This is a genomic window from Streptomyces sp. NPDC102278 (assembly GCF_044766345.1).
Taxonomy (GTDB): Bacteria; Actinomycetota; Actinomycetes; order Streptomycetales; family Streptomycetaceae; genus Streptomyces.
Genome location: NZ_JBIWLV010000014.1, coordinates 68,494 through 92,728 on the forward strand (window position 1 = coordinate 68,494; position 24,235 = coordinate 92,728).

Genomic DNA, 24,235 nt, shown 5'->3' on the forward strand with positions numbered 1-24,235 from the left:
ACCTTCCCCTGCTCCAACGGCGGGAATCGCCTCCAGGTTCCCCAGGTTTCCCTGTCGGTTCCCCGGAGTGCTCGGGGGGTGGCGCGGCCCGCGTCGGACCGGGGCCGCTGCGGCCGTCGGGGTCAGCCGCCGTACACGTGCGGGGCGAGCGTGCCGACGAACGGCAGGTTGCGGTACTTCTCCGCGTAGTCCAGGCCGTATCCGACGACGAACTCGTTCGGGATGTCGAAGCCGACCCACTTCACGTCGATCGCGACCTTGGCGGCCTCGGGCTTGCGCAGCAGCGTGACGACCTGCAGGGACGCCGGCTCGCGCGAGCCCAGGTTCGACAGCAGCCAGGACAGCGTCAGGCCCGAGTCGATGATGTCCTCGACGATCAGGACGTGCTTGCCCTTGATGTCGGTGTCGAGGTCCTTGAGGATCCGGACCACGCCCGAGGACTGGGTCCCGGCGCCGTAGGAGGACACCGCCATCCAGTCCATGGTGAGCGGGGTGGACAGGGCGCGTGCCAGGTCCGCCATCACCATCACCGCGCCCTTGAGCACACCGACGATGAGCAGGTCCTTGCCCGCGTACTCCGCGTCGATCTTCGCTGCCAGCTCGTCGAGCTTCGCGTCGATCTCTTCCTTGGTGATGAGCACCGACTCGAGGTCGGAGCCCATGTCCTTCTCGTCCACCCGCATCACTTTCGTTGTCGGCCACGACTCCGGAGGTGGGTGCCCCCGGAGGCTCAGCCGCGTTTCAGCACCGGTCAGCCCTGCCGGATGACAAGTCTGCCACCCTGCCGCTGGGCCTCGACCCGGCCGGGCAGGTTGATGGCGCCCTGGCCGCGCCATCCGGTGATGAGGCGGTCCACTTCCTCGATGTGACGGGCGAAGAGGGAGCCTGCGGGGGAGCCGGCGGCGACCACGGCCCGGCGCAGTACGCGGCGGCGGACGGCGGGGGGCAGCGCGTACAGCTTGGCGCACTCCAGGCGGCCGTCCGCGTCGCGGACGCCGGCGTCCGCGTCGGCGGCCCAGGCGTCGAGGGCGTCGGCGTCGTCGCGGGAGAGCTGGGCGGTGCGGGCGAGCGCTTCCACGACCCCTTTGCCCAGCGCCTTCTCCAGGGCGGGCAGTCCCTCGTGGCGCAGCCGGGAGCGCGTGTAGGCCGGGTCGATGTTGTGCGGGTCGTCCCAGACGGGGAGCGACTGGACCATGCAGGCCTTGCGGGCGGTCTGCCGGTCGATCTGCAGGAAGGGGCGGCGGTAGCGGTTGGTGCGCCCGGGTCCGCCGGACTTCTCCGCCATGCCGGAGAGGGAGCGGGTGCCGGAGCCGCGGGCGAGGCCCAGCAGGACGGTTTCGGCTTGATCGTCCCGGGTGTGGCCGAGCAGTACCGCGGCGGCTCCGAGCCGTTCGGCGGTGGCGTCCAGGGCTCCGTAGCGGGCGTCGCGGGCGGCGGCCTCGGGTCCGCCGTCACGGCCGACGCGCACGGCGACGGACTCCACCGGGTCGAGGCGGAGCGCGGTCATGCGGCTGACGACTTCGGCGGCGCGGAGGTCGGATCCGGCCTGGAGTCCGTGGTCGACGGTGACGCCGCCGGCGCGGATGCCGAGTTTGGGGGCCTCGAAGGCGAGGGCGGAGGCGAGGGCCATGGAGTCGGCGCCGCCGGAGCAGGCGACGAGGACGAGTGGCGGGGTGCCGGGCGCGGTGCGACGGTCGGCGGGGCGGCCGGTCGGGTGCGGCTCGATCGGATCGGTGAGGTCGGTGAGGACGTCGTGGAGTACGCGGCGGACCGCCAGGCGTATCGCCGCGACCGCAGGATGGGGACCCATGTCCGGTGCCCTTCGTGGAGTTCGGATGCCTCGGAGGCGTTGGGGTGGTGCGCAGGGGTGTTCGGTGGTGCCGGTGATCGGCGGGGCCTCCGCGAGGAGCCTCCGGCGAGCACCGGTTGTCACTCAGAGTGCGTCGATGGTGACAGAACCGAGCCGTTCCCCGAGCATCGCACGCCCTTCCACGGCCCACGGTCCCTCGGACGGGTGACGCTGTTTCCCCCAACGGGACAATTTCAAGCCTGCCGGGCGGGTGAGTCGGGTGACAGGGGGTCCCGGCGGCGGTGCCCGCTCGTCGGGCGGCGGCGAACGGCCGGGGCGCCCGGGGTCACTGCGGTCCGCCGTCCTCGCTCCCCTTGCCGTGGACCCGTGCCACCCAGTCCGCGGGTTTGGCGATCTCCGCCTTGGTCGGCAGCGTGTTCGGGGAGGTCCAGACCCGGTTGAAGCCGTCCATGCCGACCTGGCCGACGACCGCCCGGACGAACCGTTCGCCGTCGCGGTACTGGCGGAGCTTGGCGTCCAGGCCCAGCAGTTTGCGCAGGGTGGCGTCGAGCCGGCCGGCGCCGCTGGCGCGGCGTTGCTGGAACTTCTCCCGGATCTCGGCGACCGAGGGCACCACCTCGGGGCCGACCCCGTCCATGACGAAGTCGGCGTGGCCCTCCAGCAGGGACATGACGGCGGTGAGCCGGCCCAGTACCTCGCGCTGTTCGGGGGTCTGTACGAGCTCGACCAGCGAGCGGCCCTCTTCGCCGCGTTCGTCGTCGGAGCGGGCGCCCGCGAAGGACTGGGCGGCCTCGCGCAGTCGTTCCAGGACGGTCATCGGGTCCATCTCGGTGGCTCCGAGAAACGTCTGGATTTCGCCCTCCAGGTGGGCGCGGAGCCACGGGACGGCCGTGAACTGCGTACGGTGCGTCTCCTCGTGGAGGCAGACCCACAGCCGGAAGTCGTGCGGATCGACCTCAAGCTCGCGTTCCACGTGCACGATGTTCGGTGCGACGAGCAGCAGTCGGCCGCCGCCGGTGGAGCCCGGCAGGTCGAGGGCGGCCGGCGCGAAGGTCTCGTACTGGCCGAGGACGCGGGAGGCCAGGAAGCTGAGCAGCATGCCCAGCTCGACGCCGGTGACCTTGCCGCCGACCGCCCCGAGCACGGAGCCGCCGGGGGTTCCCGCGCGGCGCTCCTGCATCTTTCCGAGCAAGGGGCCCAGCAGCTCGCGGAAGCCGGCCACGTTGGCCTTGACCCAGCCGGCCCGGTCGACGACCAGGACGGGGGTGTCGTTCACCTCGGCGCCGTCGGGCAGCATCCGGGTGAAGTCGCGCACGTGCCGTTCCGAGGTCTTGGCGTGCCGGCGGAGCTCCGCCACCACCGCCCGGGCCTCGTCGCGGCTGACCTCCGGACCCGGCCGGACCAGCCGGGTCGCGGTCGCCACCGCGAGGTTCCAGTCGACCATCTCCACACCACCGATGCTCGTCATGCGTCAACCGTACGTGGACCCGCGCCGTGGCGGATCCCCCCGAAGGGCGCGGTCACGGCCCGGATGTGCCCGCCACGGTGGCGGCCAGCTTGTCCAGGCCCTTCTCGGCGGCGGCGGGGTCGGGGCTGTTCGCGGTCAGGAACGCGAAGGCGAGCAACCGTCCGGACGGGTCCACGACGGTGCCGGCGAGGGCGTTGACCCCGCTCAGCGTGCCGGTCTTGGCCCGGACGAGGCCGGCGGCCGGCGAGTTTCCGGCGTTGCGGGCGCGCAGGGTTCCGGAGAATCCGGCGACGGGCAGTCCGGTGAGGACCGGCCGCAGCTCGGGGCGCCGGGGGTCGGCCGACTGGGCGAGGAGGGAGGTGAGCAGGGCGGTGGTGACCCGGTCGGCGCGGGCCAGGCCGCTGCCGTCGGCGAATCGGGCGCCGGTGACGTCGACGCCAAGGGCGGCGAGTCGGGCGGCGACGGCCTTCTCCCCGCCCTCGAAGCTGGCGGGTTGTCCGGAGGCGACGGCGGTCTGGCGGGCCAGGGCTTCCGCGATGTCGTTGTCGCTGTTGGTCAGCATGCGCTCGACGAGGCCGCCCAGCGGGGTGGACAGGGTGGTGGCCAGCGGCTTGGCCCCGGTGGGTGACGTGGCTTCGGCGGGGTCGCCGGTGACCTTGATGCCGCGTTCCCTGAGCAGGGCGGCGAAGGCGCGGGCGGTGTCCCCCGCGGGGTCCTCGGTGCGCTCGACGGGTCCGGAGACCGAGTCGTCGGGGCGGCCCTCGTCGGCCATGAGGGCGGTGACGGGGGCGATGTTGTCGTTGACGCCGATGGGGTGGCGGGCCGGGCCGCTGTAGAGCGAGTCGTCGTAGCCGAGGGCGACGGAGTCCGTGCCGGCGGCCTTGAGGGCGCGGGCGGTGTCGGCGGCGAGGGCGACGAGGCTGCCGCCGGAGCCGGCCGGTGCCTTCTTCTTGGCGGTGAGGGAGGGGTCGCCGCCGCCGACCAGGACGATCTGTCCGGGGCCGGGGCCGGGGACGACGGTGGTGCGGATCCGGTGTTCGGGGCCGAGGGCGGCCAGCGCGGCGGCGGCCGTGGCGATCTTGACGGTGGAGGCGGGGGTCATGGCCTCGCGCGCGCGGGATTCGAAGAGGACCTGCCCGGTGGCGGTGTCCACCACGGCGGCCGAACGCAGGTCCCCGAGTCCGCGGTCGGCGAGCAGCGGCTCCAGCGACTCGGCGAGTGCCGGGCCGCCGGCGGGCACGGGCCGGGGCTCTCGGCCGATCCCGGCCAGTACGCCGGGGGCGCTCGGCGCGGCCTGCGGGAGGCCGCCGGCGGCGTGATCTGCGCCACCCGTATGGCTCCAGGAGGCGGCCCTGTCCCGCTCGGCCTTACGCTGGCCGGAGTCCCACGGACCGGCGGCGGCCACCGTCGCCAGCGAGAGGGCGAGGCCGGCGACGGCCGACCCCGCGATGAGCTGCCACGTCTTGTCCAATGGCACCTCGGACCAGCCCCTTTCGCGATCACACATATGCGTGAGGGACACTTAACCACTGCGTCTTGCCGCGAGCATGGCACCCCACCCCGGCAGGGACGGGTCGGCCGCGCTCGCAGGTGAACCAGCGCAGTCTCGAAGCAATGAAGCTGATCATGGAGGAGCAGGACGTGGAGTTCGACGTCACCATCGAGATCCCCAAGGGTTCGCGGAACAAGTACGAGGTGGACCACGAGACCGGCCGGATCCGTCTGGACCGTCGCCTCTTCACCTCGACCAGCTACCCGGCCGACTACGGCTTCGTCGAGAACACCCTGGGTGAGGACGGCGACCCGCTGGACGCCCTGGTCATCCTGGACGAGCCGACCTTCCCGGGCTGCCTGATCAAGTGCCGCGCGATCGGCATGTTCCGCATGACGGACGAGGCCGGCGGCGACGACAAGCTGCTCTGCGTCCCCGCCTCGGACCCGCGTGTCGAGCACCTGCGCGACATCCACCACGTGTCCGAGTTCGACCGCCTGGAGATCCAGCACTTCTTCGAGGTCTACAAGGACCTGGAGCCCGGCAAGTCCGTCGAGGGCGCCAACTGGGTCGGTCGTACCGAGGCCGAGGCCGAGATCGAGGCCTCGTACAAGCGCCTTGAGGCCCAGGGCGGCCACCACTGAGCTCCGGCTCGGTGACGGGTGGGCGCGTTCCGCCACCCCGGTGACATCGCGGGCGGCATCCCCTTTCGGAGGGGGTGCCGCCCGTTGTCGTCGGCGCCCGGCGTACGGGCGGTGTGCGAGCGGCGTACGGGCGGTGTGCGAGCGGTGTGCGCCCCGTCTCGCAGGTCGGGTGCGGGCGGGAAAGTCGGGCAGGCGGAGTCGGGGCGCGGCTTCCGCTTTCGCCGTGGACGGGCGTGTTCCGCATACTGATGATCAGGCCGGTGGACTGGAGGACGGGTGGCGGAGGGCGAGGGCGTCGGTTCCGAGGACCGGAAGCCGAAATCCGACGAGGCACGCAGTGCGTTCACGGCGCCCGCCGGGACGCACGCGGAGGCGCCGGAGGACGATCAGCCGACCTCGGAGTTCGCCGTTCCGGACGGCTTGGCGTCGGTGGCCGCGGAACCCGAGGGGTCCGCGTTCGCCACGCCGCACACCTACACGGCCGCGCAGTCCCCGCCCGCGTACACGCCCGGCCAGGGCTTTCCCGTGGTGCGGATGAAGGAGTCCCCCTGGCAGGACCGGATGCGCACGATGCTGCGCATGCCGGTGGACGTGCGGCCCGTGCCGGAGGCCGTGCAGCGGGTGAGCGAGTCCGGTCCCGCGGTGGGGCGCGTTCTCGACCTCACGCTGCGCATCGGCGAGCTGCTGCTGGCCGGCGGCGAGGGGGCGGAGGACGTGGAGGCGGCGATGTTCGCCGTGGCCCGCAGTTACGGCCTGGACCGCTGCGAGCCCACCGTCACCTTCACCATGCTGTCCGTCACGCACCAGCCCTCGCTGGTGGACGATCCGGTCTCGGCGAACCGCACGGTGCGTCGTCGCGGCACCGACTACAACCGGCTCGCGGCCGTCTTCCGGCTGGTGGACGACATCAGCGCCCACGAGATGGACGTCTCGTTGGAGGAGGCCTACCGCCGTCTCGCCGAGATCCGACGCAACCGGCATCCCTACCCGGGATGGATGCTCACGGCGTCCGCCGGGCTGCTCGCCGGGGCGGCCTCCACCCTGGTCGGCGGTGGGGTGTTCGTCTTCTTCGCCGCCGCGATCGGGGCGGTCCTCGGTGACCGGCTGGCCTGGCTGTGCGCGGGCCGCGGGTTGCCGGAGTTCTACCAGTTCGTGGTCGCCGCGATGCCGCCCGCCGCGATAGGGGTGGCGCTGAAGCTGGCGGAGATCGACGTGAAGGCCTCGGCGGTGATCACCGGTGGGCTGTTCGCGCTGCTGCCGGGGCGGGCCCTGGTCGCGGCCGTGCAGGACGGCCTGACCGGGTACTACATCACCGCGTCGGCCCGCCTGCTGGAGGTCATGTACCTCTTCATCGGCATCATCATGGGCGTGCTGGTCGTGCTGTACATCGGGCTCCAGCTCGATGCCCAGCCGAACCCCGACGAGGTCCTCCAGATCACCCAGCGGCCGCTGATCCAGATCGCCGCGTCGATGGTGCTGGTGTTCACCTTCGCGGTCCTGCTCCAGCAGGAACGTTCCACCGTGCTGATCGTGACGCTGAACGGCGCCGTCGCCTGGATCACCTATGGCGCCCTGCACTACGCGGGCGAGATCCCGCCCGTGCCGTCCACGGCCATCGCGGCCGGGCTGGTGGGCCTGTTCGGGCAGCTCTTCTCCCGCTACCGCTTCGCCTCCGCCCTGCCCTACACGACGGCCGCGATCGGCCCGCTGCTGCCGGGTTCGGCCACGTACTACGGGCTGCTGCTGATCGCCGAGAACCGGCTCAACGAGGGGCTCGGATCGCTGGTGAACGCCGCGGCCATCGCCCTGGCCATCGCGATCGGCGTCAACCTCGGGTCGGAGGCCTCGCGGCTCTTCATGCGCATCCCGGGGGCCGCGAGCGCCGCCAACCGCCGGGCCGCGAAGCGCACCCGCGGCTTCTAGGACGTCCCCGCCGGTCCCTTGCGGACCCTGCCGTCCCTCACGGGCTCCGCCGTCCCTCATGGGCTCCGCCGTCCCTCGCGGACCCTGCCGCCCCTCACGGGCTCCGCCGTCCCTCGCGGACCCGGGCACGCGAACGCCCCGCGGACCGGAAGGTCCGCGGGGCGTTCTGCGTACGAGAGCGTGTGCGGCCGCGTGCGGGCCGCACGGCGCCCGGACGGGTCGCTCTAGCGCTTCGCGTGCCGGCCGCGCCCACCGGGGGGCTGCGGGTCGTCCTGGGCGCCGTCGCCGGGCCGGGCGGGGGCCTCCGCGCCCTTGGCCTTGTTCTTGCGGGCCTTGAGCACTTCGAGGATCACCGGGATGACGGAGATCAGCACGATGCCGATGAAGATCGTCTCGACGTTGTCCTTGATGACGTCGAACTGGCCCAGCTGGTAGCCGAGGCAGGTGACGCCCGCGCCCCAGGCGATGCCGCCGATGACGTTGTAGGTCAGGAAGGTGCGGTACTTCATCGCGCCGGCGCCCGCGACCATCGGCGCGAACGTGCGGATGATCGGCACGAAGCGGGCCAGCACGATCGCCTTGGGGCCGTGCTTCTCCATGAAGTCGTGCGCGGCGTCCAGGTTCTCCCGCTTGAACACCTTGCTGTTCGGGCGGTTGAACAGCTTCGGACCGAAGTACTTTCCGATCAGGTAGCCCACCTGGTCACCGATGATCGCCGCGGCCACGATCAGGGTGCACACGAGCCACAGCGGCTGGCTGATGTCACCGCTCGCGACGAACAGGCCCGCGGTGAAGAGCAGGGAGTCGCCGGGCAGGAACGCGAAGAGGCCGGATTCCGCGAAGACGATGACCAGGATGCCGATCAGGCCGAAATGCCCGATCAGATACTCCGGGGACAGCCACTCAGGGCCGAGCGCAAGCGTGTACACGAGTTCCGGGATCTCCTGGATCGGGGGGTGTGTGCGGGGACACGAGGCAGGACGGGTGGTTCCAATTATGAACGCACACGGTCCCCGCCAGGTTCCAGGTACCTGCGGGGACCGGGCGTGGAACTTCCGCCCCGCCCCGGCTACGCCTTCCGGATGGCGTTGGCGGTGATCGCGTCCCGCAGGTGCTCGGCGAGGCCCGACCTCATCGAGTCGTAGAACTCCTTGAACCGCTCGTCGGCGACGTACATGTCACCGAGGCACGTGTGGAGCTCGTACCCGCAGTCGTAGAACCACGTGCGGATGTGCTGCCGGTGCTCCTCGGCCATGTCCATGGCGCGCTCACCGTCGGCCGGTTCGCCGCCGTCCATCAGGGCCGAGTAGCGGACGCCCCAGTCCGCCACCTGGTCCTGCATCCGCTTCCAGTCGTCCTTCGTGTACGTGGCGGCCCGGCGCTGCGACTCCGCGTAGCTCTCGGTGTCCCCCCAGCGCTCCCGCGCCTCCTGTTCGTACCGCGCGGGGTCCTTGTCCCCGAACACCTCGAACCGCTCCTCGGGTGTGAGGTCGATGCCCATCCTCTTCGCCTCCATGGCGTGCTCGACGGCCTTGGCCATCTGCTGGAGCCGGGCGATCCGGTCGGTCAGGAGGGCGTGCTGCCTACGCAGGTGCTCCCTCGGGTCCGAGTCCGGGTCGTCCAGCAATACGGCGACCTCGTCGAGCGGGAAGCCGAGCTCCCGGTAGAACAGGATGCGCTGCAACCGGTCGAGGTCGGCGTCGTCGTACCGCCGGTGTCCCGCGTGGTTGCGGCCGCTCGGGGAGAGCAGCCCGATCTCGTCGTAGTGGTGCAGGGTGCGCACCGTGACTCCGGCGAACCCCGCGACCTGGCCCACGGAATGGCCCATGGTTCCCGCTCCTCTGGTCGAGTACGCCCCTCACTGTGGTGCCTCACGCGGCGTGAGGTGCAAGCCCGCACGCCGCGCCGGCCGCCGGAGTCGCTAGCGGGCTTCCGGCTTGATCGCCGGGAGTTCGGTGCGCGGCTTCGGCATGAGGGCCTTGGAGAGGTCCTGCTTGCCGGCGTCGTCGAGCCCGTACATCGCCTCGTAGATGTTGCGGACCGCCGGGCCCGAGGCTCCGGAGCCGGTACCGCCCTGCGAGATCGTCATCACGATCGAGTAGTCCGCGGTGTAGGAGGCGAACCACGAGGTGGTCTGCTTGCCCTGGACCTCGGCGGTGCCGGTCTTCGCGTGCATCGGGATCTGCTTCTGCGGCCAGCCGCCGAAGCGCCAGGCGGCGCTGCCGTCGGTGACCACGGAGGCCAGGGCCTGGTCGATGTTGTCCCGGAGCTTCTCGTCCATGGGGAGCCGGCCCATTTCCTTGGGGGCGATCTCCCGGGCCGAGGTGCCGTCGGGGCTGATGACGGCCTTGCCGACGGCGGGCTGGTGCAGGGTTCCGCCGTTGGCGATGGCCGCGTAGACGGAGGCCATCTGGAGCGGGGTGACGAGGGTGTCGCCCTGGCCGATGGAGTAGTTGATCGCGTCGCCCTCGCGGAGCTGGTTGCCCTGGCGGCAGTTCTCGTAGGCGATCTTCTCGCCGTAGGTGCCGTCCTTCTTGCCGTCCCGGCACCAGGCGGCCTTGCTCGCCTCGAAGAAGTCCTTCTTCCACTGCCGGTCGGGCACCCGGCCGGGGACCTCGCTGGGCAGGTCGATGCCGGTGCGCTTGCCCAGACCGAACTCGTGGGCCGTCTTGAAGAACCAGTCGTTGGGGTCCTTCTTGGGCTTGATGCCGCCGTCCTTCTTCCACTCGCGGTCCGCGATGCCGTAGTAGACGGTGTCGCAGGAGACTTCGAGGGCCTTGCCGATGGTGATGTCGCCGTAGCCCTGGGACTCGAAGTTGGTGAAGGTCTGGTTGCCCACCGAGTAGGAGCTGGGGCAGGGGTAGCGGCCGTTGAAGGGGTAGCCGGCGTTCACGGCGGCCGTGGAGGTGACCACCTTGAAGATGGAGCCGGGGGCGGCCTGGCCCTGGATGGCCCGGTTCAGCAGCGGATAGTTGGAGCCCTTCTCGGTGAGGGCCTTGTAGTCCTTGGCCGAGATCCCGCCGACCCAGGCGTTGGGGTCGTAGGTCGGGTTGGAGGCCATCGCCACGATCCGGCCGGTCTTGGACTCCATGACGACGACGGCGCCGGAGTCGGCCTCGTAGTTGCGGTGGGTGTTCTTGTCGTAGCCCTTGCGGGCCTCGATCATCGCGTTGTTCAGTTCCCGCTCGGCGACGGCCTGCACCCGCGAGTCGATCGAGGTCACGATGTTCGATCCGGGCTGCGGCTTCACGCTCTCGGCCTCGCCGATGACCCGGCCGAGGTTGTCCACCTCGTAGTGGGTCACGCCGGCCTTGCCGCGGAGGTCCTTGTCGTACGTGCGCTCCAGACCGGAGCGGCCCACCTGGTCGGAGCGCAGGTAGGGCGAGTCCGAGTTCTTGGCCTTGGTGATCTCCTCGTCGGTGACCGGCGAGAGGTAGCCCAGCACCTGCGAGGTGTTGGCCTGGTCGGGGGCGGCGTAGCGGCGCAGGGCGGTGGGTTCGGCGGTGATGCCGGGGAACTGCTCGGCGTGCTCGCGTATCTCCAGGACCTGCTCGGTGGTCGCCTCGTCGGTGATGGGGATCGGCTGGTACGGGGAGCCGTTCCAGCAGGGCTTGGGGGTCTTGGCGTCGCACAACCGGACGCTGTCGGCGACTTCCCGGGCGTCGAGGCCGAGGACCCCGGCGAGACGGGTCAGGACGTCCTTGCCCCGGTCCTTCATCTTGGACAGGTCGGTGCGACTGGCGGAGACCACCATGCGGGTCTCGTTGTCGGCCAGCGGGACTCCTCGGGAATCGAGGATGGAACCGCGTACGGCGGGCTGGACCACCTGTTGGGTGTGGTTGTTCTTCGCCTCGTCCGTGTACTCCTGACCGTTGCGGATCTGGAGGTACCACAGGCGCCCGCCGAGCGTCAGCAGCAGCGAGAAGACCACTATCTGGATGATCACGAGGCGGTTCTGGACCCGCTGGGTCCGCCCGGTCTCCGGAATGTTGGTCAACTCGGCTCTCCCCGGGACGTGCGCGCCTGCAGCTTGCCCGGCCGAGTCTAAGAGGAGCCCCGCCTAGAACGGGAACTGCGTCCGTCCGTGCTGGACCGAGATCCATTTCTGGGTGGTGAAGGCGTCCACCGTGGCCTCGCCGTTCAGCCGGCCCAGACCCGAGGCCTTCTCGCCGCCGAAGGCCGCCAGCGGCTCGTCGCCGATGGTGGAGTCGTTCACGTGGATCATGCCGGTCTCGATCCGCTGCGCGAAGCGGACCCCGCGTTCCACGTCGCGCGTGTGCACCGCTCCGCTGAGCCCGTACGGGGTCGCGTTCGTGAGCCGGACCGCGTCGTCCTCGCCGTCGAAGACCACCAGCAGCGCGACCGGACCGAAGATCTCCTGGCCCAGCAGCGGGGAGTCCTCGGGGAGGCCGGCCAACACGGTCGGTTCGACGAGGTTGCCGCGCGTAGACCCTCGTACGAGCGCCTGCGCGCCGGCTTCGACGGCGCGGTCCACGAGGGCGGTGAGGGCGTCGGCCTGGAAAGAGTTGATCAGCGGGCCGATGTGGGTGTCGGCCTCGCGCGGGTCACCGGTCTTCAGGCCGCGCACCCGCGCGACGAACTTCTCGGTGAACTCCTCGGCGACGCAGGCGTCGACGAGGATGCGGTTGGCGGACATGCAGACCTGGCCCTGGTACACGAACCGGCTGAAGACGGCGGCGTCCACCGCGTAGTCGAGGTCGGCGTCGTCGAGGACGACCAGCGCGCTGTTGCCGCTGAGTTCCAGGACGGTCCGCTTGAAGTGGCGGGCGGCGACCGCGCCGACGTGACGGCCGACCCGGTCCGAACCGGCGAAGGAGATCACCTTCGGGACGGGATGGGTGAGGATCGCGTCGCCTATCTCGGCGATGTCGGTGACCAGGACGTTGAGCAGCCCGGCCGGGAGGCCCGCGTCCTCGAAGATCTTGGCGATGACCCCGCCGCCGACCACGGGCGCGTTCTGGTTCGGCTTGATCAGGACGGCGTTGCCGAGGGCCAGGGCCGGGGCGACGGACTTGAGGGTCACCAGGAAGGGGAAGTTGAAGGGGCTGATGACCGCGACGACCCCGACGGGGAGCCGCTGCACGCGGTTCTCCTTGCCCGCGACCGGGGAGGGCAGGATGCGGCCCTCGGGTCGGATGGCCAGTTGGATCGCCTCGCGGATGAACTCCATCGCGAGGTCGACCTCGTACTCGGCCTTGGGGCGGGTCCCGCCGAGCTCGTCGATCATCGCCTCGACGATTTCCTTGCGGCGGTCCTCGGTGATCCGCAGGGCCCGTTCCAGGACGGCGCGTCTCGCGTAGGGACTGGTGGCGGCCCATTCCCTCTGGGCGCGCTCGGCGGCGCGGTAGGCCTGGTCCACCTGCTCGACGGTGGCCACGGTGATGGCCGCGAGCTTCTCCCCGTTGTACGGGTTGACGTCGATGATGTCCCACGAACCGGTGCCGGCCAGCCATTCGCCGTCGATGTACTGGTGAGCCAGGTCGTCGAATATGGACATGCCATCCCTTACTGCGAGCGCGCACCCGTGCGCTGCACCGGAGACCGATCGGTCATCGTCATGCACTGATCAGACGTCATAGTACGTGCGGATCAAGACAGTTGGAGCAGTCCGCGCAGGAGATCGCGGGTCCGGTCGGCGTCGGGGCAGTCGCCCTGGAGCCGCTCCATGGCCCGTGCGTACTGACCCACTTCCTCTTCTTTGTCCAGGTAGAGGGCGCTGGTGAGCTGTTCCAGATACACGATGTCCTGGAGATCGGACTCCGGGAAGCGCAGCAGGGTGAAGGCTCCGCTCTCGCCCGCGTGTCCGCCGAAGGAGAAGGGCATGACCTGAAGTTGCACGTTGGGGCGCTGCGAGACCTCGATGAGGTGCTCCAACTGTCCGCGCATCACGTCGCGGTCGCCGTACGGGCGGCGCAGCGCGGCCTCGTCGAGGACGGCGTGGAAGACCGGGGCGCTCTCCGACACCAGGACCTTCTGGCGCTCCAGGCGCAGGGCGACGCGGCGGTCGATCTCGCCGGGAGTGGCGCCGGGCATGCCGCGTTTGACGACGGCGTGCGCGTAGGCCTCGGTCTGGAGCAGGCCGTGGACGAACTGGACCTCGTAGATGCGGATGAGCGAGGCCGCACCCTCCAGTCCGATGTACGTCTGGAACCACCCGGGCAGCACGTCGCCGTAACTGTGCCACCAACCCGCGGCGTTGGCCTCGCGGACCAGCCCCAGGAGGGACTCCCGCTCCGCGCCGTCGGTCACTCCGTAGAGCGTGAGGAGGTCCTCGACGTCCCTTGCCTTGAAGCTCACCCTTCCCAACTCCAAGCGGCTGATCTTCGATTCGGATGCGCGGATCGAGTAGCCGGCCGCCTCACGGGTGATGCCGCGGGATTCTCGGAGTCGCCTGAGCTGTGAGCCCAGGAGGATGCGGCGCACCACGGAACCGCCGGCGTCTGCGGTCACTAGTCCTGCCCTCCCCATCGCAATGGTGTGCGCGTGGTCTGCGCGGTGTGTCGCGTCCCGGGCCCCCGAACCCCAGGGCCCGCAGTCTGCCACCAAAACGCTATGACCCGTACTCGTTCTGTAACGGAATCCGGCGTCCCGGAAAAGAAGTCCGTAAGTATGCGTAGGAAGAAATGAGCAAGAACCGTCACGGGAGGGGACAGGTCCGGCGCGTGCACGTGCATCTGCCCTTGCATCCGGCTTCGGCATTCGGAACGATGGTCCCGCGCACCTGCGTTCTTCATTCGCGCAGGCGCCGGACCGACCCACCCCGCAGTTCTTTCTGGACGACAGCCGCCGCTCCGTCCGCGAATCCCGGGAGTGCCTCGCATGGGGACGAATGGATCGACCATGCTCGAGCCGTTACGGCAGGGGCTGCCCCCGGTCGACCCCACGGCTGTCTCCGGGTCCGCCTCCTGCGCCCTGCCCGCCCGCTTCGAGGCGGTGCGAGGTGCGCGTTCCTTCACCCGGTCGACGCTCTCCCAGTGGGGCCTCGACGACCGGTTCGACGATGTCTCCCTGGTCGTCTCCGAACTCGTCACCAACGCGCTGCGCCATGCCCTGCCCGACGAGGACAGGGTGGGACGTCAGGGTTCGGACGCGCCGGAACCGCCGGTTCGGCTGCACCTGATGCGGTGGAGCACCCGGTTGGTGTGCGCGGTGCGGGACCCCAGCGAGGACCGGCCGGGCGGGGCGTTCTCGCCGGAGCGGACCGAGGAGAACTTCGACCTGGAGTCGGGGCGGGGACTGTTCCTGGTGGACTCGTACAGCGACAGCTGGGGTTGGCACCCGCTCGCCGGGCGGCTGACCGGCAAGGTCGTCTGGGCGCTCTTCATGCTCCAGGACTGACTCCGGGACCGACTCCGGGGCTACCGGACGCCACCTGCCGATCGACCGCGCGTCAGGCACGCGCCCTCGCTGGACAATTCGACACATGAACGGCAACCGGCCGGGATTGATCATTTCGATCAGTCCCGGCCAGTGCACGTGCATGGCTTGATCATTGCGCTGTTCCAGTCAGCCGATCAGGTGGTCGAACTCGCCGTCTTTTACGCCCAGGAGCAGCGCTTCTATCTCGGCCGGCGTGTAGACCAGGGCCGGGCCGTCCGGGAATCTCGAATTGCGCATGGCGACATCGCCGCCCGGCAGTTTCGCGAACTCGACACAGGAGCCTTGTGAGTTGCTGTGTCTGCTCTTCTGCCAGGTCAGCCCGTACAAGGAAGCGAGTTCTGCAGCTGCCATCCCGTTGTACGCGTGGTCCACAGGAAGCCCCCGATAGTGCAGATGTCAACTGCACCGGATCATAGCTCTGTTCATAAGCAGCTGCATGGGCAGATGCACGTGCACGGAGGGTGCTGTCGTCGTCACCGGAGCGGGCGCCGTTATGCGTGTCGGGAGCGCCTCCCGCATTCTCCCCGCGGTGACCGGCGCGTTCGTACGGGGGCGCCTCTCCCCTGGGCCATCGGGAAGGGGGGAAAGCGGCGCCGGCGGGCCGCGCCCTCAGGCCCGCAGCGCCTCGGACACCTCGTCCAGGGCGTCCAGGAGCTGTCCTCCGGCCGCGCGCAAAACCCCCGGGTCCCGGGCGTCCCACACCGGCGTGCCTCCGTCCGCCACGAGCGCGCGCACCCGCTCCCACCGCGGCACCTCCCGCTCCCGCACCGCCTTCGCGGCCGCCTCGGTATCGGCGCGCACCGCCTCCGCCAGGGCGGCCGCGCCGGGCACCGGGGCGTGGGACCGGTCCGGGAGGTGGGCCTCCAGCAGCATCGCGTTGCGCCCGAAGGCGGACACCGCATCGCCCGCGCCGTCGGCCGCCGCGCGGGACAGGCCCCGGTGGCGCACCGGTTCCCCGGCCGCCCGGTCCACGGCGTCCTGCCAGTCGATCCGGGCGTCCCGGGCGGCCAGCAGGGCGGTGCGCACGTCCTCGCGCCGGGCGTCGGCCGGCGCGGCGTAGTGCCCGAGCACGGCCGCCGCGTACCGTCCGTCGGCCGCGATCCAGTCGGCGAGGCGGTTGCGCAGCCTCGGCGTCTCCCAGGCCGGGTAGAGGGCGTACGCGAGCATCGCCAGGAGCCCGCCGACCAGGGTGAGCGCGACCCGGTCGGGCACGGTCTGGTCCCAGCGGACGCCGCCCATGCCGAGCAGGAACACCACGTACGCGGAGACGCAGACCTGCGAGACGGCGTAGCCGGTGCGCATCAACACGTACATCAGGCCCGCGCAGACCACCGCGAGGAACCCGGACAGGTACATCCCCGGGTGCGCGAGCTGCACGATGCCCGTGGCGACGGCGACGCCGACCAGGGTTCCGGTGAAGCGGGCGACGGCCCGCGCGTAGGTCTGGCTGAAGTCCGGCCGCATGATCATGACGGATGCCATCGGGGCCCAGTAGCCGTGTCCGAACGGCAGGGCGTGCCCGATGAGGTAGCCCGCGCAGGTCACGACGGTGACGCGCACGGCGTGCCGCAGGATCGGCGAGTCGGGGTGCAGTTCGGCCCGTACGGCCCTCAGCACCATCGGCACCAGGGCGGTCAGGGTCGGCCGCAGCATCGAGGCGTCGGGGGCGACGCTCCGGCCGCGGCCCGAGCCCGGCTCGGCGGTCTCCAGGACGTCGTCCAGCAGCGCGGCGAGCCGGCGCGCGGCCCGCAGCGGCGCGCCGGTGAGGAGGTCGGCCGTGTCGGGGGACTTCAGCACGGCCAGGGCCGGCGCGGGCAGGCGTACCGGATCCCCGTGCCGGATCGCCCGGGCGGCGGCGTCCAGCACCGTCCCGGCGGCGTCCAGCAGTTGCCGTACCCGGTCCCGCGCCGGCCCCTCGGCCGGCGCCCCGACCGCCGGGTCGGCGAGGGAGGCGAGGACCGGCCGGACCCGCTCGGCGAGCCCCCGCGCCCCGTGCAACTCGGCGGGCCGGCGGCGGGCCTGCCGCGCGGTCACGGTGGCGGCGTCCCGGGCCCGCATCAGGGGTTGCGGGTCGAAGGCGCAGACGGGGTCGTGGCGCAGCCGGCGGGCGTAGTCGGCCTCGGCGGCGAGGGCGTCGGCCAGGGCGTCGCGCTGGGCGCCCCAACGGCGGATCGGGAACAGCACGATCAGCAGGGCCTGCACCACCCCGCCCGCGGCGATCATCGCGGCGTGCCCGGCGGCCTGGGCGACGGAGGTCGGCAGGGTCACCGTGACGAGCATGACCGCGACGTTGCCCGAGGCGATGATCCCGGCGGTGGGGCCGGCCGCCCAGAGCAGCCCCGCCGCGAAGGTCCAGACGGCGAGCAGGGCGAGGAACAGGGTGGTGTGCGAGGACCCGACGAGGTAGCCGACGAAGGTGGAGACGGCCAGGGTCAGCCCGGAGGCCAGCGCGAGGACGGGACGTGGGCGCCAGCTCTTCTGGAAGGTGGCGATCGCGGCCGTGAAGGCGCCGAAGGCGGAGCTGGCGGCAGCTGCGGGCCCCAGGAAGGCGAGCCCGAAGCCGATCACGATCGCGAGGCCCGCGGCGGCGCGCAGGGCGACGAGCGGTTCGAGGCGGGTGCGTTCGACTTTCATGCCGGCCTGGGCGGTGTGCTTCAGCGCCCGGAGCCAACTCATGGGGTCGAGCCTAAAGCCCTTTCAGGACTTCTTCAGATTTGTACAGGTATGGCACATGGCTGTTCCATAAGGCGGATCATCACAACCATCACGACCCCGGTCGTCCGAGAGGTGGGTCCACCATGCTCCGCAACGCCCTTGAGCCCTGGCACCTGATCGTGCTGCTCGTCGTCTGCCTGCTGGTAGTCGGATCGAAGAAGCTGCCCGACATGGCCCGCTCGCTCGGCCGCTCGATGCGGATCCTGAAGTCGGAGACGCGGGCGCTGCGCACGGAGGACTCCCCCGCGCAGGGCCCGACGCCGCCGGCGGAGCGCTGAGGCCGGGCGGGCGGACGGGGCGGGCAGGCGGGGCAGGCGGGGCAGGCGGGGCAGGCGGGGCAGGCGGGGCAGGCGGGGCAGGCGGGGCAGGCGGGGCAGGCGGGGCAGGCGGGGCAGGCGGGCGGAGGCTACGAGAGGCGCGCGTACAGGCGGGCCGGGTTCACCCCGGCAGGGACCGGCGCTTTCCGCCGCCCACCCGCGCCCGGTCGGCGGCCGCCGTGCCGTCCTCCCAGCCCGCCAGATCGGTGGCGCCGCGCAACCGGGTCGTGGTCGTACGGGGGAACATCTCCTCGGCCCGGGAGGTGACCGCCACGTCGCGGGCCACCAGGGCCGGCAGGTTGTCGGGGGCCTCGGACGCGGTGTGCTCGGCCGTCTCGGCCAGCCGCTGACCCAGCCGGCTCGCGTAGGCCAACAGGAACGACTGCCGGAACGTCTTGGTCCGCTTGCGCCCGCCGGAGCGCTGCGCGGCCTCGGCGCGGGTCATCGCCGCCGTCCCCTGCACCAGCAGCGAGGTGTACAGCAGCTCCACGGCCTCCAGGTCGCTCTCGAAGCCGACCACCGTGGAGAACTCGAACCCGCTGTTCCACACCGCCCGACAGCGGTTCGCGGTGGACACCGCGTCCAGCAGCACCGCCTTGGCCTCCTCGTACGGGGGCTCCACCCCGATCCGGCAGGCGCCCGGCCGCCGGTCGGGACCGGCGCCGCGAGCGGCAAGCAGGGCCTCGTCCACCGTGTGCCGGGCCATCAGCTCCTGGGCCTTCGCGCTGAGCGCCTCGGCCTCCTCGGGAAAGTTCGTCGCCTCGGCCTTCGCCAGCAGCGCACGGATCCGCCCCAGCATGCGGGGCTCGATGTGGGCGTGCTCCAGGGCGTCCGTCGGATCGCCCGGCAGCGGCCCGACGGGCTCGATGGAGGGCAGCCGGATCAGCAGCCGGAACACCTCCAGGACAGAGGTCGCCAGCGTGAACCGGTCCGTCCGCTCCCTCCCCGCGAGGGCGTCGCCGTAGCGGGTGTCGTCCCCCCACCACACCTCGGCGTCGGTCCACCGCTCGGGCAGGCGCGCGTACCGTCGCGCCTCGGCCGCGACCAGGTCCCCCGTGATCCGCACGTGCGTCTCGTCGAGGTCCCGGCGCACCAGCCGCACCACGTCGGCGGGCCGCCAGCCCCGCTCCCAGGCCTGCCGCAGGTACCCCTCCCCGCGCGCCAGCAGCTCCCGCGCGGCTCCGCTCCAGCGGGCGGTGTCGGCGGCGAGCAGCGAGGCCCCGGTGTCCAGGCCGCTGTCGCCGTCGGCGTACAGGGCGGCTTCGCAGGCACGGTCGACGATGTCTCTCACCGCTCAAGCTTGGCACGGCCCACCGGGGCCACCGCCGCGCAGGTCGGACAGGTGTGCCGGCTCCCTGTCACACCCCGGTGGGACACTCGCGGACATGACCGACCGCACCCCCCGCTGGGCCCTCGCCGAGGACGGAGACGGCTGGTGGCACGCCGCACCCATCGAGCCCGGCGGGACGGGCGGGGCCGGTGGGACGGGCAGGCTTGGCGGAACCGGCGGGCCTGACAGCCCGAGCGAGGCCGGCGGGCTCCGTGGGACCGGTGAGCCTCGTGGGACCGGCAGGTCTCATCGCACTGGTGAGTCGGGAGAGTCTCGCGGAGCCGCGTCGGCGAATCCCGGGACCCCGCCGGTGCGCTCGCGGCAGGTCGCAGAGGCCGTACGGGCCGCCCCGGCCGGGACCCGGTGGGTGTGGCGGTCCACCGCCGCCGTGTATCCGCGCCTGCTCGCCGCCGGGGTCCGCGTCGAGCGGTGCTACGACGTCGAGAACGCCGAACTGCTGCTGCTGCGTCACGAGGGCCGCTTCGGCGAGCCCCGCTCGGCGGCCGCCGCCTGGGCCCGGCTGGAGGGCCGGCCCGTTCCGCCGGATCCCCCGCAGCGGGCGGCCGAACCCGGAGCCCAGGACTCCCTCTTCGAACCGCAACCCGCCCCGGTCCCCTTGGACGCCCTGATCGCCGTCCACGCCGACCAGGTGGAACGGCACGACGCCACCGCCCATCCCGACCGGATGCGGCTGCTCACCACGGCCGAGTCGGCCGCGTTCCTGGTGGCCGCCGAGATGCACCGCTCGGGACTTCCCTGGCGGGCCGACACGCATCGCGCCCTGCTCACCGAACTGCTCGGCGAGCGGTACGCGGGCAGCGGGCAGCCCCGCCGGCTCGCGGAGCTGGCCGACGAGGTGTCGGCCGCGTTCGGTCGCCGGGTGCGCCCCGACCTGCCCGCCGACGTCATCAAGGCCTTCGCCGAGACCGGGATCAAGCTCAAGTCCACCCGTCGCTGGGAGATCCAGGAGCTGGACCACCCGGCCGTGAAACCGCTGATCGAGTTCAAGAAGCTGTACCGGATCCACACCGCCCACGGCTGGTCCTGGCTCGCGGACTGGGTCCACGACGGCCGCTTCCGTCCCGAGTTCATCCCCGGCGGCACCCTGACCGGCCGCTGGGTCACCAACGGCGGCGGGGCCCTGCAGATCCCCAAGGTGATCCGGCGGGCCGTCGTCGCCGACCCCGGCTGGCGGCTCGTCGTGGCCGACGCCGACCAGATGGAGCCCCGGGTACTGGCCGCGATCTCCCGCGACCCGGCGTTCATGGAGGTCGCGGGCCGTCCCGAGGACCTGTACACGGCCATCTCCCGGCAGGGGTTCTCCGGCGACCGGGACATGGCCAAACTGGCCGTCCTCGGCGCGGTGTACGGGCAGACCTCGGGCGACGGCCTCAAGAACCTGGCCGCGCTTCGGCGCCGCTTCCCCCAGGCCGTGGCCTACGTGGACGACGCCGCCCGGGCCGGCGAGGAGGGCCGCCTCGTCCGCACCTGGCTCGGCCGGACCTGCCCGCCGCCGGTCTCCTCCTCCGCCGACGAGGACGCGGACGGCGAGGCGGGCGTACCGCAGGACCGGGACGACGGTTGGACACCGAGCTACGCCTCCACCAACACCCGTGCGCGCGGCCGGTTCACCCGGAACTTCGTCGTCCAGGGCAGTGCGGCGGACTGGGCGCTGCTGCTGCTCGCGGCGCTGCGGCAGTCCATCGCCGCCGCCGGGATGCGGGCCGAGCTGGTGTTCTTCCAACACGACGAGGTCATCGTGCACTGCCCGGCCGAGGAGGCCGAGGCCGTCGCGGAGGCCATCCGCGCCGCCGGCGACCGGGCCGGACGCATCGCCTTCGGCGACACCCCGGTCCGGTTCCCTTTCACGACGGCGGTCGTGGAGTGCTACGCCGACGCGAAGTGAGCGACCCCGCGCGAGGACGTTTCACGTGAAACACCGCCGACACCAAGGCCGTTCACAGTGCGCGTTCACGGTGCGGGCGTTCACGGCGCACGGCCAGGAGTCGGTCAGCCGAGACCGTGGAAGTAGACGTGGAACTCGTCGCGTTCGAAGCCCTCCGACTCGTACAGCCCCTGGGCGACGTGGTTGTCGTAGGCGGTCTCCAGCTGCACGCCGGCGACCCCGGCCTCGGCCGCGCGGCGCAGGACCTCGCGCAGCAGCGCCCGACCCGCGCCGGTGCGCCGGCCGGTCGGCGCGACGTACAGGTCGTACAGGATCCACATGGGCCGCATCAAGAGCGACGAGAAGGTGCGGTAGACCTGGGCGAAGCCGACCGTTCCGATCTCCGGGACATCGGCGAGCAGGACAAGCGATTCGTCCTTGCGGATGCGCTCGGCGAGGAAGGCGCGCGGCTGGTCGGGGTCCTCGACGGTCACCTCGTAGAAGTCCAGGTAGCCGCGGAACAGCTCGGCCGCGATCGGGACGTCCGCCTCGCCCGCGACCCGCAGGACGACCCCGGAACCTTCCCGCGGGGCCTGGGTGGCGTGCTCCGCCGACTGACCGTGCATGTCTGTTCTCCCTCGTCCGTTCCTCGCGGACGACCATTGTCCGCAAGTGCCACGAAGCCGGTGCCGGGCGGGGCCATCACGACACGGCGCAACGCGGGCTCGGAGCTTCCCGGACAGGAGCGCGGCGCGGCCTGCGGCCTGAGGACGTGGCCCGGAGCCCCGATCCCGGTGATCGCCGCGCCGAGCACGCACTCGGCACAGAGCCCTCGTGGCTGACGTGAGCACTCGACGACGAAGATCCCCAAGCCTTGCCCGGCGCCGTGGAGCAAAGCCCCGAACCGACTCGCCTGTTGGGCCAGGACGCGCCATGCCGCCTCGCCCCGACCCCATGGGCAGCGACCAACCAGCCCCCTGGGGCAGCTTCCACATCCGGTCGGAGATCTCCCGGGCGGTCACGTCGGCCTCGGCCACGTCCAACCGGCCCGTACCGGACCTCGGCGCTCCACCGGTCTCTGCTGGAGACCGCCCTCGGCCGCCATCGCCTCCGCCCGACCGGCCGCACCGATGCGGAAGTCCTCGGTCGTGGCCGGGTTGCCCCCGACGGCGGTCCCCGCACCCAGGCACAGCGCGATGAAGAGGAACCAACCGAAACGATCGCGCGCCACGGGTGCCCGGCGTTCCAACGGGCCATGCGTACAGGAAGATTCGTCATGCCTTGCATGCCGGCCGCGAGCCCCACCCGCCCGGCGGGCTCTACCGGTTGAACCTCGCGTCCACCAGTCGATGGCCCCCCACCGAACCCGCCCCGGGAAAAAGCAAAAGCCCCAGGTCACGGCGAGTGAGTCCTGAGGCTTCTACAGAGCCGCCTTCGGGATTCGAACCCGAGACCTACGCATTACGAGTGCGTTGCTCTGGCCAACTGAGCTAAGGCGGCACCGCTGGGAGACGAGAATTCCCCCGAAGGGACGCTCTCATCAGCAGCGGCGCCAAGTCTACAGGGTTAAACCGGGTGCCCCGAACCGGGTTGTCCAGCGTTCGGAAAACAGCCATAAGTAAGGACAGAAGGGGCGCTCGCGGGGTGTCCGTGGGACGTCAGCACTTGGTGCCGTCCTTCGGCGCCTTGCCCTCCAGCAGGTACGTGTTGATCGCCGTGTCGATGCAGTCGCTGCCGCGCCCGTACGCCGTGTGCCCGTCCCCGTCGTACGTCAGGAGCGTGCCCGAGGCGAGCTGCCCGGCCAGTGCCTGCGCCCACTTGTACGGGGTCGCCGGGTCCCTGGTGGTACCCACCACCACGATCGGCGCGGCGCCCTCGGCCTCCAGCGCCCGCGCCGATCCGGTCGGCTTCACCGGCCAGTACGTGCAGTTCAGCGAGGCCCAGGCCAACCCGGCGCCGAAGACCGGTGAGGCCTTCTCGAAGGAGGGCACCGCCGCCTGGACCGATTCCGGTCCCGAGAAGGCCGGCGGTTGGTCGAGACAGTTCACGGCGGCGTTGGCGAACATCAGGTTCGCGTACGTGCCGTCCGCCTCGCGCTCGTAGTAGCTGTCGGCGAGCGCCAGCAGGCCGGCCCCGTCGCCGTTCATCGCGGAGGTGAGCGCCTCGCGCAGCTGCGGCCACGCGCTCTCGTCGTACAGCGCGGCGATCACCCCGGTCGTCGCCGGCGACTCCCCGAGCGGGCGGGCCGGCTCGCCCGAGGGCACCGGTTGGGCGTCCAGCTTGCGGAAGAACTCCTTCAGCCGCTGCGCCACCGCGTCGGGGTCGCCCGAGCCGAGCGGACACTCGGGTTGCTTCGCGCAGTCCTTGGCGAAGGACCGGAAGGCCGTCTCGAATCCCGCCGTCTGGTCCCGGTTGAGTTCGAGCGCGGGCCTGGACGGATCCATCGCCCCGTCCAGGACCAGTCGGCCGACCCGGCCCGGGAAGAGGTCCGCGTACGTCGCCCCCAGGAACGTCCCGTATGAGGCGCCGACGTACGACAGCTTCTCGTCACCCAGCGTCGCTCTGAGGATGTCCATGTCCCGCGCCGCGTCCACGGTGGAGACGTGCGGCAGGACCCGCTGCGACCGCGCCTGGCAGCCCGCCGCGAACTTCTTGAAGGCCGCCACCAGCAGGGCCTGCTCCGCCTTGTCGTCCGGCGTCTGGTCCACCTGGGTGAAGCGGTCCATCTCCGGCCCGGACAGACACTCGACCGGACTGCTGCGTTCCACCCCGCGCGGGTCGAAGGACACCATGTCGTACCGGGCCCGCACGGCCGCCGGGTAGCCGATGCCCGCGTACGCCTGGAGGTACCCGATGCCCGACCCGCCGGGCCCGCCGGGGTTGACCACGAGCGAGCCGAGCCGCTTGCCCGGTCCGGTGGCCGCGCGGCGGGCCACCGCGATGTCGATGGACTGCGCCGAACCGGGGGTACCGGGGTGCGCGTAGTCCAGCGGTGCCTTCATGGTCGAGCACTGGAAACCGGGGACACCGCAGTCGCGCCAGCTCAGCTTCTGCTCGTAGTACGGGCGCAGCGCGGCCGGGACGGCGGCCGGCGTGGCCGTCGCGGTGGACTTGGGCGCGGAACCACCGGACGAGGACGCCGCGGCCCGGGTTCCCCCGGAACCCTCCGAGGTACACCCGGCAAGCAGCAGCCCGGCAGCTGCGATCACGGTTCCGGTGGTTCGCAGCAGGCGACTGGTGTCCATGCGGC

General features: G+C 71.6%; 19 protein-coding genes, 1 tRNA gene and 1 pseudogene. 5 read left to right on the forward strand and 16 right to left on the reverse strand.

What is annotated here, in order from left to right; genetic code table 11:
* Positions 1–122: 122 nt before the first annotated feature.
* The 4 genes from hpt to dacB form a co-directional block, all read right to left on the reverse strand.
* Complete coding sequence (gene hpt / locus ACIRO3_RS28290; RefSeq protein ID WP_404141512.1) at positions 123–683, reverse strand: hypoxanthine phosphoribosyltransferase; 561 nt, start codon at positions 681–683, stop codon at positions 123–125.
* A 68-nt stretch (positions 684–751) separates the two neighbouring features.
* A complete protein-coding gene (gene tilS, locus ACIRO3_RS28295) occupies positions 752–1,810 on the reverse strand; it encodes a tRNA lysidine(34) synthetase TilS (RefSeq protein ID WP_361770008.1) in 1,059 nt (352 codons plus the stop codon).
* 325 nt (positions 1,811–2,135) lie between these two features.
* Complete coding sequence (locus ACIRO3_RS28300; RefSeq protein WP_366147669.1) at positions 2,136–3,278, reverse strand: zinc-dependent metalloprotease; 1,143 nt, start codon at positions 3,276–3,278, stop codon at positions 2,136–2,138.
* A gap of 52 nt (positions 3,279–3,330) precedes the next feature.
* On the reverse strand, positions 3,331–4,755 hold the full coding sequence (dacB, locus tag ACIRO3_RS28305) for a D-alanyl-D-alanine carboxypeptidase/D-alanyl-D-alanine-endopeptidase (RefSeq protein WP_404141514.1): 1,425 nt from the start codon (positions 4,753–4,755) through the stop codon (positions 3,331–3,333).
* 164 nt (positions 4,756–4,919) lie between these two features.
* On the opposite strand from dacB, the gene ACIRO3_RS28310 reads away from it, so the two are divergent.
* Positions 4,920–5,414: an inorganic diphosphatase gene (locus tag ACIRO3_RS28310; RefSeq protein WP_008742522.1), complete on the forward strand. Its 495-nt coding sequence runs from the start codon at positions 4,920–4,922 to the stop codon at positions 5,412–5,414.
* Between the two features lie 276 nt (positions 5,415–5,690).
* Positions 5,691–7,337 carry a threonine/serine exporter family protein gene (locus tag ACIRO3_RS28315; protein ID WP_361770017.1) on the forward strand — a complete coding sequence of 549 codons (1,647 nt, stop codon included), beginning with the start codon at positions 5,691–5,693 and terminating at the stop codon, positions 7,335–7,337.
* Between the two features lie 224 nt (positions 7,338–7,561).
* Here ACIRO3_RS28315 and ACIRO3_RS28320 read toward each other — a convergent pair whose 3' ends face one another.
* The 5 genes and pseudogenes from ACIRO3_RS28320 to ACIRO3_RS28340 all read right to left on the reverse strand — a co-directional run bounded on the left by ACIRO3_RS28320 (position 7,562) and on the right by ACIRO3_RS28340 (position 13,826).
* Positions 7,562–8,266, reverse strand: coding sequence for a DedA family protein (locus ACIRO3_RS28320; RefSeq protein ID WP_404141516.1), 705 nt, complete (start codon positions 8,264–8,266; stop codon positions 7,562–7,564).
* 140 nt (positions 8,267–8,406) lie between these two features.
* Positions 8,407–9,165 carry a MerR family transcriptional regulator gene (locus ACIRO3_RS28325; RefSeq protein WP_404141518.1) on the reverse strand — a complete coding sequence of 253 codons (759 nt, stop codon included), beginning with the start codon at positions 9,163–9,165 and terminating at the stop codon, positions 8,407–8,409.
* Positions 9,166–9,267: 102 nt separating this feature from the next.
* Positions 9,268–11,334: pseudogene (gene mrdA, locus ACIRO3_RS28330) on the reverse strand (penicillin-binding protein 2); the annotation flags it as partial.
* Positions 11,335–11,397: 63 nt separating this feature from the next.
* A complete protein-coding gene (locus ACIRO3_RS28335; RefSeq protein ID WP_361770026.1) occupies positions 11,398–12,855 on the reverse strand; it encodes an aldehyde dehydrogenase family protein in 1,458 nt (485 codons plus the stop codon).
* A gap of 92 nt (positions 12,856–12,947) precedes the next feature.
* Entirely contained in the window at positions 12,948–13,826 is an 879-nt protein-coding gene (locus tag ACIRO3_RS28340; RefSeq protein WP_361770029.1) for a helix-turn-helix transcriptional regulator, read from the reverse strand.
* A 351-nt stretch (positions 13,827–14,177) separates the two neighbouring features.
* Between ACIRO3_RS28340 and ACIRO3_RS28345 the strand changes: the two genes are divergently transcribed.
* Positions 14,178–14,696 (forward strand): ATP-binding protein, encoded by a 519-nt coding sequence (locus tag ACIRO3_RS28345; RefSeq protein WP_361770032.1) that lies wholly within the window; start codon positions 14,178–14,180, stop codon positions 14,694–14,696.
* Positions 14,697–14,864: 168 nt separating this feature from the next.
* Here ACIRO3_RS28345 and ACIRO3_RS28350 read toward each other — a convergent pair whose 3' ends face one another.
* Both ACIRO3_RS28350 and ACIRO3_RS28355 read right to left on the reverse strand, forming a co-directional pair.
* Positions 14,865–15,110, reverse strand: coding sequence for a DUF397 domain-containing protein (locus ACIRO3_RS28350; RefSeq protein ID WP_267088410.1), 246 nt, complete (start codon positions 15,108–15,110; stop codon positions 14,865–14,867).
* A gap of 237 nt (positions 15,111–15,347) precedes the next feature.
* On the reverse strand, positions 15,348–17,414 hold the full coding sequence (locus ACIRO3_RS28355) for an FUSC family protein (protein WP_404141520.1): 2,067 nt from the start codon (positions 17,412–17,414) through the stop codon (positions 15,348–15,350).
* Between the two features lie 122 nt (positions 17,415–17,536).
* On the opposite strand from ACIRO3_RS28355, the gene tatA reads away from it, so the two are divergent.
* Positions 17,537–17,731: a Sec-independent protein translocase subunit TatA gene (tatA, locus tag ACIRO3_RS28360; RefSeq protein ID WP_404141522.1), complete on the forward strand. Its 195-nt coding sequence runs from the start codon at positions 17,537–17,539 to the stop codon at positions 17,729–17,731.
* 160 nt (positions 17,732–17,891) lie between these two features.
* Here tatA and ACIRO3_RS28365 read toward each other — a convergent pair whose 3' ends face one another.
* Complete coding sequence (locus ACIRO3_RS28365; protein ID WP_366147671.1) at positions 17,892–19,061, reverse strand: DUF2786 domain-containing protein; 1,170 nt, start codon at positions 19,059–19,061, stop codon at positions 17,892–17,894.
* Between the two features lie 349 nt (positions 19,062–19,410).
* On the opposite strand from ACIRO3_RS28365, the gene ACIRO3_RS28370 reads away from it, so the two are divergent.
* Complete coding sequence (locus tag ACIRO3_RS28370; protein ID WP_404141525.1) at positions 19,411–21,006, forward strand: bifunctional 3'-5' exonuclease/DNA polymerase; 1,596 nt, start codon at positions 19,411–19,413, stop codon at positions 21,004–21,006.
* A gap of 104 nt (positions 21,007–21,110) precedes the next feature.
* On the opposite strand, the gene ACIRO3_RS28375 is transcribed toward ACIRO3_RS28370, so the two are convergent.
* The 4 genes from ACIRO3_RS28375 to ACIRO3_RS28390 form a co-directional block, all read right to left on the reverse strand.
* On the reverse strand, positions 21,111–21,611 hold the full coding sequence (locus ACIRO3_RS28375) for a GNAT family N-acetyltransferase (protein WP_404141527.1): 501 nt from the start codon (positions 21,609–21,611) through the stop codon (positions 21,111–21,113).
* A gap of 392 nt (positions 21,612–22,003) precedes the next feature.
* A complete protein-coding gene (locus ACIRO3_RS28380) occupies positions 22,004–22,234 on the reverse strand; it encodes a hypothetical protein (RefSeq protein ID WP_404141529.1) in 231 nt (76 codons plus the stop codon).
* 177 nt (positions 22,235–22,411) lie between these two features.
* Positions 22,412–22,485 (reverse strand) — tRNA-Thr (locus ACIRO3_RS28385).
* 158 nt (positions 22,486–22,643) lie between these two features.
* Positions 22,644–24,230, reverse strand: coding sequence for an alpha/beta hydrolase (locus ACIRO3_RS28390; RefSeq protein ID WP_404141531.1), 1,587 nt, complete (start codon positions 24,228–24,230; stop codon positions 22,644–22,646).
* Positions 24,231–24,235: the final 5 nt, after the last annotated feature.